Annotated in this window: 11 protein-coding genes; all 11 read left to right on the top strand. The window is 68.1% G+C overall.

Annotated elements, in window-relative coordinates; genetic code table 11:
- Window positions 1-176 precede the first annotated feature (176 nt).
- The 11 genes from FCI23_RS35345 to FCI23_RS35295 are packed head-to-tail and all read left to right on the top strand — an operon-like array spanning window position 177 to window position 12,064.
- On the top strand, window positions 177-1,049 hold the full coding sequence (locus FCI23_RS35345; RefSeq protein ID WP_136728263.1) for a phytanoyl-CoA dioxygenase family protein: 873 nt from the start codon (window positions 177-179) through the stop codon (window positions 1,047-1,049).
- 25 nt (window positions 1,050-1,074) lie between these two features.
- Window positions 1,075-1,695 (top strand): SCP2 sterol-binding domain-containing protein, encoded by a 621-nt coding sequence (locus FCI23_RS35340; protein ID WP_136728262.1) that lies wholly within the window; start codon window positions 1,075-1,077, stop codon window positions 1,693-1,695.
- On the top strand, window positions 1,688-3,046 hold the full coding sequence (locus FCI23_RS35335; protein ID WP_136728261.1) for a glutamine synthetase family protein: 1,359 nt from the start codon (window positions 1,688-1,690) through the stop codon (window positions 3,044-3,046). The genes FCI23_RS35340 and FCI23_RS35335 overlap by 8 nt, the downstream gene beginning before the upstream one ends.
- On the top strand, window positions 3,046-4,152 hold the full coding sequence (locus FCI23_RS35330) for a Zn-dependent alcohol dehydrogenase (RefSeq protein WP_136728260.1): 1,107 nt from the start codon (window positions 3,046-3,048) through the stop codon (window positions 4,150-4,152). The genes FCI23_RS35335 and FCI23_RS35330 overlap by 1 nt, the downstream gene beginning before the upstream one ends.
- Window positions 4,152-4,934, top strand: a complete 783-nt coding sequence (locus FCI23_RS35325; protein ID WP_136728259.1) for a gamma-glutamyl-gamma-aminobutyrate hydrolase family protein — start codon at window positions 4,152-4,154, stop codon at window positions 4,932-4,934. The genes FCI23_RS35330 and FCI23_RS35325 overlap by 1 nt, the downstream gene beginning before the upstream one ends.
- Window positions 4,921-6,426: an aldehyde dehydrogenase family protein gene (locus tag FCI23_RS35320; protein WP_136728258.1), complete on the top strand. Its 1,506-nt coding sequence runs from the start codon at window positions 4,921-4,923 to the stop codon at window positions 6,424-6,426. The genes FCI23_RS35325 and FCI23_RS35320 overlap by 14 nt, the downstream gene beginning before the upstream one ends.
- Entirely contained in the window at window positions 6,423-7,304 is an 882-nt protein-coding gene (locus FCI23_RS35315; protein ID WP_136728257.1) for an NAD(P)-dependent oxidoreductase, read from the top strand. Before FCI23_RS35320 ends, FCI23_RS35315 begins: the two co-directional genes overlap by 4 nt.
- Window positions 7,301-8,305, top strand: a complete 1,005-nt coding sequence (locus tag FCI23_RS35310; RefSeq protein WP_136728256.1) for an NADP-dependent oxidoreductase — start codon at window positions 7,301-7,303, stop codon at window positions 8,303-8,305. Before FCI23_RS35315 ends, FCI23_RS35310 begins: the two co-directional genes overlap by 4 nt.
- A gap of 24 nt (window positions 8,306-8,329) precedes the next feature.
- Window positions 8,330-9,367, top strand: coding sequence for an NAD(P)H-dependent amine dehydrogenase family protein (locus tag FCI23_RS35305; protein WP_246144371.1), 1,038 nt, complete (start codon window positions 8,330-8,332; stop codon window positions 9,365-9,367).
- A gap of 26 nt (window positions 9,368-9,393) precedes the next feature.
- A complete protein-coding gene (locus FCI23_RS35300; protein ID WP_136728255.1) occupies window positions 9,394-10,542 on the top strand; it encodes a saccharopine dehydrogenase family protein in 1,149 nt (382 codons plus the stop codon).
- Window positions 10,543-10,567: 25 nt separating this feature from the next.
- Window positions 10,568-12,064, top strand: a complete 1,497-nt coding sequence (locus tag FCI23_RS35295; RefSeq protein ID WP_169317080.1) for a class I adenylate-forming enzyme family protein — start codon at window positions 10,568-10,570, stop codon at window positions 12,062-12,064.
- Window positions 12,065-12,188: the final 124 nt, after the last annotated feature.

The raw sequence follows: 12,188 nt of genomic DNA, 5'->3' as shown, positions 1-12,188 counted from the left end.
GGTGGGCGAGCCGCCTTGCCGCCCTCGCCTTCGCTGGCGATCTTCGATGAGTTCACGTGAACCATTGACACGCCTTGGAACGGTGACACATTCTGTTCATGCGATCAGGTCATGTGACCATAAGTATTTCCTCCCTCTGTGCCCACCTCTCTCGACACATAAAGGGGCGATAGGTGATGACAGCTCCCACCGCGAGTACCAAGACGGCGCTGCGCTCAGTGCCCAGCAGCACCTCGGTCGAGGACATCCTGGCGATCGTTGCCGAAGACGGCGGCGTGATCATCAAGAAGTTCCTGACCCGGGATCAGGTCAGCCGGTTCAACGCCGAGGTCGAGCCCGCGATGCAGGCGCTGTCCCCCGGCACCAAGAACGAGATGGAAGGCATCGCCGACTTCCACGGCAAGAACACCAAGCGGCTGACCAACCTCGTCTCGCTGAGCAAGACGTTCCGAGAGGAGACCATCGACCACGAGCTGGTCAAGCCCCTCGCCGACGCCATGTTCAACGAGGAGTCCGGCTCGTACTGGATGACGACCGCCCAGGTCATCGAGATCGGCCCGGGGAACGCCGCGCAGCCGCTGCACAGGGACCTGGAGAACAACTACCCGTTCGTCGGGATGGGCCCGGCGGGCCCCATGGTCATGATCAACTTTCTGATCGCGCTGACCGACTTCACCGAGGAGAACGGCGCCACCCGGGTCATCCCCGGCAGCGGCCACTGGCCCGACTACGAGGACCGCGGCACCCCCGAGATGACCATCCCGGCCGAGATGAAGGCCGGCGACGTCCTGTTCATCAACGGCAAGGTCGCCCACGGCGGCGGCGCCAACCGCACCAAGGACCAGTACCGGCGCGGGGTCGCCTGGGCGTTCCAGCCTGGCTTCCTCACCCCGGAGGAGGCGTACCCGTTCATCGTGGATCACGACCTCGCCCGGACGCTGTCCCCGCACGTGCAGCGCCTCATCGGCTTCCGCTCGCAGTACCCCACCGGTTCTCCGGGTCTGTGGCAGGTCGACTACACCGAGCTCGCCGAATACCTGAAGCTCTGACAGCTCTCCCAAGGAAGGGCCGGACATGACGGACCCCGCTTTCCCGGTGCTGCTGGAGGACGATCCGACCCCCCTCGTACTGTCGGTCGGACGCACCCTCCGGGCCAGTGCCCGTGTCCCGGAGCTGCTCCGCCTGATGGAGACGCTCCAGGACACGGTCGTCGTGAGGTCGAAGGACGACCCGCAGGCGGTGACGATCCGCTTCGGGGCGGGCCGGGCGACGGTTGACCATGGTGCGGTGCCGGAGGCTGACGCGGTTCTCACGGTGGATCTCGCCGACCGGTTCGCCGTCGAGTCGGTCGACGGCGCCGAGCCGGGGTCGCCTCTCGTGGCCGCCGTACGCCGGATCCTCGAACCGCCCCTGCCGCCGTGGCGGGATGCCGCGCGGAGCTTCTGGGAGTTCACCTCGCAGGACGCCGGGATGCCGCACGAACTCGTCATCGCGTGCGGAGAGGAAGAGCTGGTGCTTGGCGCCGGTTCCCCGCGCTACCTCATCAGCGGTGAGGCGCAGAAGCTGTCGCGAGTGCTGACCGGTACCGACTTCTTCCTCGACGAGGTCTACACCGGCTCGATCGCGGTGCGGGGCACTATGACCCAGCTGTCCGTCATGGCGGGAGCATCGTTGAAGGTGAGGTTCCATGCCTGAGAACATCGACGACTGGCTGCGGGAGCACCGCATCGACTCCGTCCGGGTCGAGGGCACGAATCTCGAAGGCGCGTTCATCGGGAAGAACGTGTCGCCGCGGAAGTTCGGCTCGGGACTCAAGTCGGGCTTCGCCTTCGCCGATGTGGCGTTCGGCCTCGACATGGGAAACGTGCCGCAGTTCGGGTTCGCGATGCCGGAGTGGCGAGGTGACCTCGCCGACATCTTCCTGCATGTCGACCCGACCACCCTCGTCGAATGGTCTCCCGGACGGGCGTCCGTCATCGGCGGTTTCTGGGGCCCGGACGGCAAGCCGGTCTCGGCGTGTCCGCGTAACGCGCTGCAGCGGATCACCGGACTGCTCGCCGAACGGGGATACGGCGCGAAGGTCGCCGTGGAGATCGAGGCCACCGTCTTCGAGGAGTCGATCCACGAGGCCCGCGCAAAGGGTTACCGCGATCTGACCCCGCTCGGCGGGCAGGCGGGCTCTGCCTATCACCTCGCAAAGTCCAAGGACTGGGAGGACTACATGCTGGCGGTCGCCCGTCGGCTGGAGGAGCTGGGCATCCCGTGGGAGGCGTGGGGCGACGAAGCCGCCTCGGGCCAGATCGAGTTCAACGTCGCGCCCGCCGACCCAGTGACGGCGGCGGACCACTGGGCCCGCACCCGGCAGGTCATGCGGGAGGTGGCCTTCGAACAGGGCCGTTGCGTGTCGTTCATGGCCAAGTGGTGCGACGAGTACGGGCAGGCCTCGCACATCAACGTATCGCTGACCCAGGACGGGCAGAACGCCTTCTACGACGAGAGCGGCGGCCTCTCGGACGTCATGAGCCACTTCCTCGGCGGCGTCATGGCCACGCTGGTGCCCGCGACGTCGTTCGCCCTGCCGACCATCACCTCGTACCGGCGGCTGCAGGAACTGGAAGGGCCTCCGACGACCGTCGCGTGGGGCGTGGGCAACAAGTCCACAGCGGTACGTGCGGTGGTCGGCCATCCGTCGTACTCGCGCCTTGAGTACCGGACGCCCGGCGCAGACGCGAACATCTACCTGGTGCTGGCGGCCGTGCTGGCCGGCGGCATCGCGGGCCTGGACGGGAAGATCGAGCCGCCCGAGCCGTTCGACGACATGGCCTGGTGCCTGCCGCCAGGGGCGACGAAGATCCCGAACAGCATCAGCAAGGCCGCCGATGCCCTGCGCGCCGACACGCTCCTGACCGGCGTCCTGGGGCAGGAACTGGTGGACTACTGGCTGGGGACCAGGCAGTGGGAATGGCTGCAGTTCCACACCACGGGTGGTGAACCGGACGCCGGGCTGACCGCCTGGGAGTCCAACCGCTACTTCGAGCTGCCGTGATGGCGGCCGTCATCGACGCGGCGGTGCTCAATGTCGCACCCGGCGCACTCGACATCGAAAAGCTTGAACTGGACGCACCGGGGCCCGAAGAGGTCCTGGTCAGGGTCATCAACGCGGGGCTGTGCCACTCGGACCTGCACGAGATCAACGGCACCTTCGCCACCACTCCGCCGATCCTCCTCGGTCATGAGGCGTCCGGGGTGGTCGAGGCCGTGGGCTCCAATGTCACGGGCCTGCGTCCCGGTGACCATGTCGTCACCTGCCTGTCGGTGTTCTGCGGGCGGTGCCGGTACTGCACCAACGGCCAGTTGACGCTGTGCGAGAACCGCGACAGCCTCTCGCACGACCGGCCACGGCCGCGCTTGCGGAACGCGGCAGGCGTTCCCGTACGGCCCACCGCGGGGATCGGTGCCTTCGCGCAGGCCATGGTGGTACACCAGAACGCGCTGGTCGCCATCCCGTCCGAGATGCCGTTGGCCACCGCGAGCATCCTCGGCTGCGCGGTGACTACGGGCCTGGGCGCCGTCTTCCGCAGCGCCAGGGTCCAACCGGGCAGCAGCGTCGCGGTGATCGGCACCGGAGGCATCGGCACGGCCGCCATCCAGGGCGCGAAGATCGCCGGGGCCGCCCAGGTGGTGGCCGTGGACATCGTCCCGGAGAAGCTGCGTGCCGCGTCACGATTCGGCGCCACGCACACCGTGAACGCGCGGGAGGCGGACGCGGTCGAGGCCGTGCGCGAACTGACCAGAGGCGGCGCCGACTTCACCTTCGAGGCGGTCGGCAGCAGCCGCACGGTCGAGCAGGCGTTCGCGATGCTCGGGCCCGGCGGTCTTGCCACCGTGGTCGGGATGGTGCCGGACACGGCGCCGATCTCCATCAAGGGCTCGGAGCTCTACCTCCAGGAGAAGCGTCTCCAGGGCTCCTTCATGGGATCGAACCAGTTCCGGGTGGATGTGCCGCGATACATCGACCTCTACCTGCAAGGCCGCCTGCTGCTGGACGAGATGGTGTCGCAACGCGTCACCCTGCACGGCATCAACGACGGCTTCAAAGCCATGAGTTCAGGCAGCGCGACCCGCGTGGTCGCCGATGTGGGGTGGCTGTGATGAAACCGCTGATCGGTATTACGGGGCGTCGGCTGAGTGCCGGTCTGCTTGATCGAATGGACTCCAGGTACTCCGGGCGTCACTTCGACTTCTTCTTCTCCGACTACGCGAGCCGGGTCGCCGAAGCCGGTGGCATCCCCGTCCACCTGCCCTTCGAGGCGGGCTCGGCGGAGGCGGCCGAGCGGCTGGACGGCCTGATCGTCACCGGCGGCCAGGACGTCCACCCCCGGCAGTGGGGCGGCGACGAGAGTGTGGTGGCGGCGGACGCCGACCCCCGGCTCAGCAGCATGGCCCACGATGTCGAGCGCGACGCGTACGAGGTGGCACTGATCCGCGCCGCGATCGCCAGTGGTGTGCCGGTGCTCGGGGTCTGCCGAGGCCATCAGATGCTCAACGTCGCGCTCGGCGGCCGGCTCGTTGCCGACCTTCCCGCCGGTTCCGTGGAGCACTACTCGCCGAACGCGGCCCCGACCGACGGCGAGGCCGACCACGTGGTGACCTTCGCGCCCGGCTCGCTGGCCGAGGCGGTGTATGGGCCCAGCGCGCGGGTCAACTCCTGGCATCACCAGGCCGTCGACGTCTGCGGCAGCGGTCTCGTGGTCTCCGGGCGCGCGGCGGACGGCGTCATCGAGTCGATCGAGGTCCCGGGCCGTCCGGTGCTGGGCGTCCAGTGGCATCCCGAGTGGCAGGCGTCCGGAGATCCGGCCTTCGGCTGGCTGACGGCGGCCGCTTCCGGAACCCCCTTCCTCGCAAAGGAGATCGCTACCCATGAGCACGCGTAAGCCCGCACCCGCCACGAAGGACGACTGGCTCAGCCTGCTCCGGTCCGTACGCCTGCCTCAGGGAATGTGGGTGGACGGCGCCTGGACGGGCGCCCGCAGCGGAGCGACCTCACCCCTGACATCCCCGCGCGACGGCCAGGTCATCGCGCACACTCCGGCAGCCGACGAAGACGACATCGACGCCATCGTCAAGAGCGCCAACAAGGCGTTCCTCAGCGGCGTCTGGTCGCGCCTTGAGCCGCGTGAGCGTGGCGAGGTCCTGATCCGGTGGGCCGACCTGCTGGAGGAGCACCGCGACGAGATGGCGCTGCTGGTGGCGCTGGAGATGGGTAAGCCGGTCACCGACGCCTGGTCCATCGAGCTGCGTACCACCATCAACCTGATCCGGTGGTACGGGGAACTCGCCGACAAGCTGATAGACGAATCCCCCCGTGGCCGCGGGAAGGCGCTGGCGGTCGTGACCCGCGAACCGCTCGGGGTCATCGCGGCCATCACGCCGTGGAACTTCCCCATGACCCTGTCGACATTCAAGGTGCCCGCCGCCCTGATCGCCGGGAACAGCGTCGTCCTCAAGCCCGCCAGCCAGTCATCGCTGTCCATGCTGCGCGCAGCCGAACTGGCCCACCAGGCAGGCGTTCCGGCCGGAGTGCTCCAAGTGGTCACCGGCAGCGGCCCGGTCACCGGCGCCGCCCTGGGCCGTCACCCCGGCATAGCGACCCTGACCTTCACCGGCTCCACCGAGGTCGGCAAGCAACTCCTGACCTACGCGGGCGAGTCCAACGCCAAGCCGGTCTGGCTGGAGCTCGGCGGCAAGTCGCCGAACATCATCTTCCCGGATGCCCCCGACATGGCCGAGGCGATCAGAACGGCCGCCTGGGCGATCTCCTTCAACTCGGGCCAGATGTGCACGGCGGGATCGCGGCTGATCGTTCACGAGTCCATCCGCGACGAGGTCGTGGCAGGCGTCGTCGAACACCTCTCGGCCCTGCGCATCGGCGACCCGCTCGACCCGGCCACGCAGTTCGGCCCGCTGGCCAGCAGGCGCCACCGCGACGAGGTGCTGGCCGAGATCACCAAGGGCATCCAGAGTCCCGCCAAGCTGGTCCTCGGCTGCGACCAGGCTCTCGACCGTCCCGGGTGGTTCGTGGAACCGGCCGTCTTCGTGGACGTCGACCCCGACAGCCGGCTCGCCCAGCACGAGATCTTCGGGCCGGTGCTCTCCGTACTCACCTTCTCCGACGAGGCCGAGGCCATCGCGATCGCCAACAACACCGACTACGGCCTCGGTTCGGCGGTATGGACCAGTGACCTGAGCCGGGCCCACCGGTTGTCGCGGTCCATCGACGCCGGGATGGTCTGGGTCAACTGCTTCGAGGAAGGCGACTCCTCGGTCCCCTTCGGCGGCCGCAAACTCTCCGGCCACGGCGCGGACAAGAGCGTCCACGGGCTGGAGAAGTTCACGGCACTCAAGATGACCTGGATCGCGCTATGACGGCCACCCGGGTCAGCGTGCTCGGCATGGGCCTCATGGGATCGGCGGTGGCGAAGGCGTTCCTGGACGCCGGGCACGACGTGGCCGTATGGAACCGCACCCCGGCCAAGTGCGTACCGCTCGCGGATGCCGGTGCCCGTACGGTGTGGTCGCCCGGCGAAGCCGTGGCCTGGGGCGAGGTGACGGTCGCGGTGCTCTCCGACTACCGGGCGGTCGAGGAGGTCGTGACGTCGATAGCTCCCGGGGTTGCCGCCCCCGGGTCGGTGTTCGTCAACCTCACCTCCGGCGACGCCGACGCCGCGGCGGCCATGCGGAAGACCTTCGCGTCAACGGACATGACCTACCTCGACGGAGCCGTCCTCTCGTTCCCCAAGGACGTCGGCGGCACCGCGGACATCCTGCTCTCCGGTCCCGAGGCCGTCTGGGACACGTACAAAGACGTCCTCACCGCGATGGGCTCGGGCACGGTCCACACCGGACCGGCCATCCACGAGGCGAATGTCATCGACACCGCCGCCACGGGGGCATTCCTCTGCGTCTCGCTCGGTGCCTTCTACGAGGCCAGCGCCTACGCAGCCCACCACGGAATTCCGGCGGACCGGCTCGCCGGACCCGCCATCAGGTGGCTGGAGCTGATGCGCGCCGAAATCCTGCAGGGCGTGGAGCAGATCACCTCCGGTGACTACGCGACCGACCAGGCCACCGTCGACACCTACGAGGCGGCCATGGCGATGGTCACCGACGCCATCCGGACGACCGGCCGGCCCGCGAACATCCTCAGCGGATTCCTCAGCAATCTCAGGGCCGCCCAGGCCGCCGGCCTCGGTGACAAATCGCTGGCCGTCACCCACGAAATCCTCAACGGGAAGACCCCATGAGACTCACGACCCGCGAGATTCACCTCGCCTCACGGCCGACCGGCTGGCCCACCCACGACCACTTCCGTCTGGTCGAGGCCGAGCTTCCGGAGCCGGGCCCCGGGCAGATCCTCGTCCGTAACACCGTGATGTCGGTGGACCCGTACATGTGCGGCCGGATGAACGAAGGCCGGTCCTACATCGCCCCGTTCGCGGTCGACGCGGCTCTCGAAGGCGGCGCCGTCGGCGAGGTGATCGAATCCTCCGATGACGCGTTCGCGGTCGGCGACATGGTCGTCCACGACTACGGCTGGCGCGAACACGCCATACTTGACGCCGCCCGGGCGAAGGCCATCGACACCGGCCGCGCTCCGGCGTCGGCGTACCTCGGCGTCCTGGGCATGACCGGCCTCACCGCCTATACGGGCCTGGTGCGCATGGCCGAACTGAAAAAGGACGACATCGTCTTCGTCTCCGGGGCTGCGGGGGCCGTCGGCAGCGCCGTCGGCCAGATCGCGCGCAACCTCGGCGCGTCCAGGGTCATCGGCTCGGCCGGCTCACCGGAGAAGGTCCGCTATCTCCTCGACGAGCTGGGCTTCGACGCGGCCTTCGACTACCACGACGGGCCGGTCGTAGGACAACTGGCCAAACATGCCCCGAACGGCATCGACGTCTACTTCGACAACGTCGGAGGCGACCACCTCGAGGGCGCGCTCACTCACATGCGCGACTTCGGCCGCCTCGCGCTCTGCGGTTCCATCGCGACGTACAACAGCGAGAAGGCATCCGCCGGGCCCAGGAACCTGGGGCTCTCTGTCGTCCGGCGGCTGAAGCTCCAGGGATTCATCGTCTACGACAACGAGGATCTCGCCGACGAATACCGGGCGCTGGCCACCGAATGGCTGGCCGATGGCCGCCTGACCTACAAGGAGACCTGTGTCGACGGGCTCGACAACGCCGTCGACGCTCTTCTCAACACTTTCCGAGGCGCCAACCTCGGAAAAATGCTCGTGCGGCTGTAGTACTGAACCCCCATGGAGACCGGAATGCGCAGGATTCGAGCGGTTGTGTACGGTGCCGGTGCCATGGGTGCCCTGGCCACCAGGCTGATGACCGAAAAAGACGTGGAGATCGTGGGCGCCATCGCCCGGAACCCCAGTAAAGTCGGCCGCGACCTCGGGGAGTTCGCGGAGATAGGATATATCGGTGTGCCGATCGAGGCGGACGCCGAGCACGTGCTGGCGACCCAGCGGCCGGATGTCGTATTGCACGCGACCCAGAGTTTCCTGCCGGAGATCCAGGAACAGCTCACGCTCTGTGTACGGCACGGCGCCAATGTTGTCACGATCTCGGAGGAATCCCTCTACCCCTGGTCCTCGTCACCGGCCATAGCCGCCGAACTGGACGCGCTGGCCAAGCAGCACGGCGCGACGATCACCGGCTCCGGCCATCAGGACTCCTTCTGGCTCCACCAGGTCAGCGCGCTCCTGGGCACCGCGCACCGGATCGACTCCGTGTACGGCAAAGCGACCTGGAACGCCGACGAATACGGCGCCGAGATCATCCAGAGCAAGCATGTCGGGGAAACCCTGGAGCAGTTCCAGGAGTCCATCAACTCCGAGTCCCGTCCGCCGACCTTCGGCGGAAATCTGCTCGCGGCACTGGCCCAGGCCACCGGTCTGACGCCGAAGGAATGGAAGACCGAGATCAGCCCGGTCGTCGCTGAGGAGGACCGGCACTCCAACAGCATCGGTACCACCTTTTCCAAGGGCACGGTGATCGGTTACTCCGACATCGACGTCATGCGCACCGTCGAAGGGCCCACCTTCACCTTCGAGATGTCGGGCTATATCTTCGGCAGCGGAGAGAGTGACATGAATCAGTGGGTCATCAAGGGTGAGCCCGACCTGTTCCTCGACAACGGTGTGGTCCCCAGCTATACGACGACATGCACCCAATGGGTGAACCGCATCCCGGACGTCATCAATGCCCCCGCCGGTTTCGTCACCCCGGATCAGCTGCCGCCGCTGCGCTACCGGTCGATGCCGATGCACAGCTATGTCACCCCCGGGATTCTCACCTAAGAATCGGTTATTGGCTGGAGGCCGGTATGAAGCGCACCGTCGCAGTGGTCGGATTGGGGCACATGGGCCGCAGTGCCCTGGATATTCTGCTCAAGCAGTTGCCCGATACGCAGTTCGTGGCCCTCGACCGGGCCGAGGAAGCGGTCAAGCACGCGGAGTCGCTGGACCCGGGCCGGGTGACCGGCCGGATCGCCGATGTGTCGAAGGGCGAAGTGGACCTGACGGGCGTCGACGCCGTCGTCAACTTGACCGGCCCCTTCTTCACCGGTTCCGACGCGGTCGCGCGCGCCGCCCTGGCGGCAGGCGCGGCCTACGTCGACATCTGCGACGACGTGGAGGGCACCGAGGCCATCCTGGCCCTGCACGACGAGGCGAAGAAGGCGGGCCTGCCTCTGATCACCGGGGCCGGGCTGTCACCGGGCGTGTCCAACTGGATGGCGAGCCGGTTGCTGTCCGAGCAGCCGACCACGGACGGCGTCCAGGTCGTCTGGCTCGTCCACGACGGCGACCCCGGCGGCCTCGCCCCGCTGCGGCACATGCTGCACATGGCCGTCAACCCCTGCCCGGTCTGGCAGGACGGTGCCTGGGCGAAGTCACCCGGCTTCGTACCGGCGACCGCCGCGTCGTACGCATTCCCCCAGTCGCTGGGCGTCATCGAGGCGTACGACACCGCACACCCCGAACCCCTCACGCTCTCCCGGCACTACCCCAGGCTGACCTACGCCAGCTGCAAGGGCACCCTGCAGCCCGCCTGGGCCAACGCCGCCTTCTCCACGCTCGGCCGGATCGGCTTCGGCTACACCGACGTGACGGTCGACATCGACGGCACGGCCGTCGAACCCGCCGAGTTCCTGTGGAAGCTGCTGTGGGCCCGCTACAACAGCAAGCCCGCCAAGCAGGCCAACTCCGCCTCGGGGGTCCTGGTCCAGGCGCTCAAGGGCAAGGAGGTCCTCGACTCGCTCGTCATCACCGACGCCGCCGCCATGTCCCGCACCACCGGGCTCGGCGCCGCCGTGGCGGCAGTGGTGCTCATGGAGCACGGCGCCGAGGCGGGTGCCTGGGGCCCCGAGGCGCTGCGCTGGGACATCGCGCTGCCGCTCTACGAGGAGATCCTTGTCTCCCTTGCCGGCGAAGGCGGCCGCATCGCGCGGGCGCAACCCATATCCGCGGCCTAGCGGACCTGAGGATCGGAGCGAGTCAGTGCAGACACTGCCTGCGGCCCTGCGGCACTGGGCGCGCCAGACCCCGGACCGGGTGGTCCTGCGCCACGGGACCGAGCACCTTACCTACGCCGAACTGGACGCGAGCGTCGACCGCGTCGCCGCGTCGCTGGCGGCGCGCGGCGCGGGCAAGGGGGACCGGGTCGTCCTCATCGGCCTCAACAGCATGGCCTGGATCACGGCCTACCTGGCGTGCCTGCGCCTGGGCATCGTCGTGGCCCCGGCCAACAACCGCCTCAGTCCCAGCCAGTTGAGCGACCAGTGCGACCGGCTGGAGGCGAGGGCCGTCCTGCACGACGCCGCCCACGCGGATCTCGTACGGGAAGTGCCCCGGCCGGGCCGGGCGGTGATCGAACTCGGTGACCTGGTCCGTACCGCCCAGGGGGGCGAATCCACGGTCCCGGATGTCCCCGTCCCCCAGGACATCGCCCTCATCAGCTTCACTTCCGGCACCACCGGCGCCCCCAAGGGCGCGGTGCTCAGCCACGAGGCCCTCTACAAGGGGGCGTTGGCGGTCGCCGAGTTCCACGGAAGCACCCAGGACGACAGCACGTTGATCCTCGTCCCCGTCTTCCACAACACGGGATTCAACGACCAGTTCGGGCACATGCTGGTCGCCGGCGGCTGCACCCATCTGCTGACGAAGTACCGTACCGGCGACGCGATCGCCGAACTGCGGGAACGGCCCGTCACTTTCCTCGCCGCCGTCCCGAGCATCCTGCGCATGCTCATGATGTCCGATGAGGCCGAGCACATCTACGGACCCGCCGCCAAGCTCTTCTTCGGCGGCAGCCCGATGCCCGCCGCCTGGATCGACGAACTCCTCGGGCGCTGGCCACATCTTCGGCTCACCCACGCCTACGGGCTCAGCGAGTTCACCTCCATCTGCAGCTTCCTGCCACACGAACTCGTTGCCTCCAAGGGGGAGTCCGTCGGCCTGCCGGCCCCGCGCGTACAGCTCAAGGTCGTGGACGACCAAGGCCGGGAGCAGCCCCCCGGGCAGCCCGGCGAGGTCTGGGTCGCCGGCCCCACCCGGATGACCGGCTACTGGCGCCAACCCGCCCTCACCGAACAGAAGTTCCGCGGCCAGTGGCTCCGCACCGGAGACCTCGGTCACCTCGACGGCGACGGGCTGCTGTGGCTCACCGGACGCGTCGACGACGTCATCAACCGCGGCGGCGAGAAGGTCCTGCCGTCCTACGTCGAGTCCTGCATCGCGCAGCGCCCCGACGTCGGCCAGGTCGTGGTGTTCGGCATTGAGGACCCCGTACTCCAGCAGCGCGTGGCCGCAGCGGTCGAGCCGCGTCCCGACTCCGTGTTCAACGAACACGCCGCTCGCAACCACCTCGCGGCGCGACTTCCCGACTACGCCGTTCCCGAACGGTGGGTGATCTACGAGAAGCTGCCGCTGACGGCCTCAGGCAAGGTCGACCGCCGCGAGGTCGCGCGGCAGTTCCCGGACAGCACCGAGGGCTGATCATTCACTTCATCGTATTTGATAAGAAATATTAATCTTGTCACGTTACGTAAGTGGCGGGTGATGGAGTGAGTGCGAGGGAAAATCCCGCTCGAGTCGCACATGCCCCAGCACAGTGGGTGCG

This window comes from Actinacidiphila oryziradicis, from assembly GCF_005047355.1.
Classification (GTDB): domain Bacteria; phylum Actinomycetota; class Actinomycetes; order Streptomycetales; family Streptomycetaceae; genus Actinacidiphila; species Actinacidiphila oryziradicis.
Note: the sequence above shows the minus strand (reverse complement) of the source record. Positions and strands in the feature narration are given on the sequence as shown.

Excerpts from the sequence above, each read along its gene's own strand:
- FCI23_RS35345 (WP_136728263.1), top strand. The coding sequence starts at position 177 with ATGACAGCTCCCACCGCGAGTACCAAGACGGCGCTGCGCTCAGTGCCC.
- FCI23_RS35340 (WP_136728262.1), top strand. The coding sequence starts at position 1,075 with ATGACGGACCCCGCTTTCCCGGTGCTGCTGGAGGACGATCCGACCCCC.
- FCI23_RS35335 (WP_136728261.1), top strand. The coding sequence starts at position 1,688 with ATGCCTGAGAACATCGACGACTGGCTGCGGGAGCACCGCATCGACTCC.
- FCI23_RS35330 (WP_136728260.1), top strand. The coding sequence starts at position 3,046 with ATGGCGGCCGTCATCGACGCGGCGGTGCTCAATGTCGCACCCGGCGCA.
- FCI23_RS35325 (WP_136728259.1), top strand. The coding sequence starts at position 4,152 with ATGAAACCGCTGATCGGTATTACGGGGCGTCGGCTGAGTGCCGGTCTG.
- FCI23_RS35320 (WP_136728258.1), top strand. The coding sequence starts at position 4,921 with ATGAGCACGCGTAAGCCCGCACCCGCCACGAAGGACGACTGGCTCAGC.
- FCI23_RS35315 (WP_136728257.1), top strand. The coding sequence starts at position 6,423 with ATGACGGCCACCCGGGTCAGCGTGCTCGGCATGGGCCTCATGGGATCG.
- FCI23_RS35310 (WP_136728256.1), top strand. The coding sequence starts at position 7,301 with ATGAGACTCACGACCCGCGAGATTCACCTCGCCTCACGGCCGACCGGC.
- FCI23_RS35305 (WP_246144371.1), top strand. The coding sequence starts at position 8,330 with ATGCGCAGGATTCGAGCGGTTGTGTACGGTGCCGGTGCCATGGGTGCC.
- FCI23_RS35300 (WP_136728255.1), top strand. The coding sequence starts at position 9,394 with ATGAAGCGCACCGTCGCAGTGGTCGGATTGGGGCACATGGGCCGCAGT.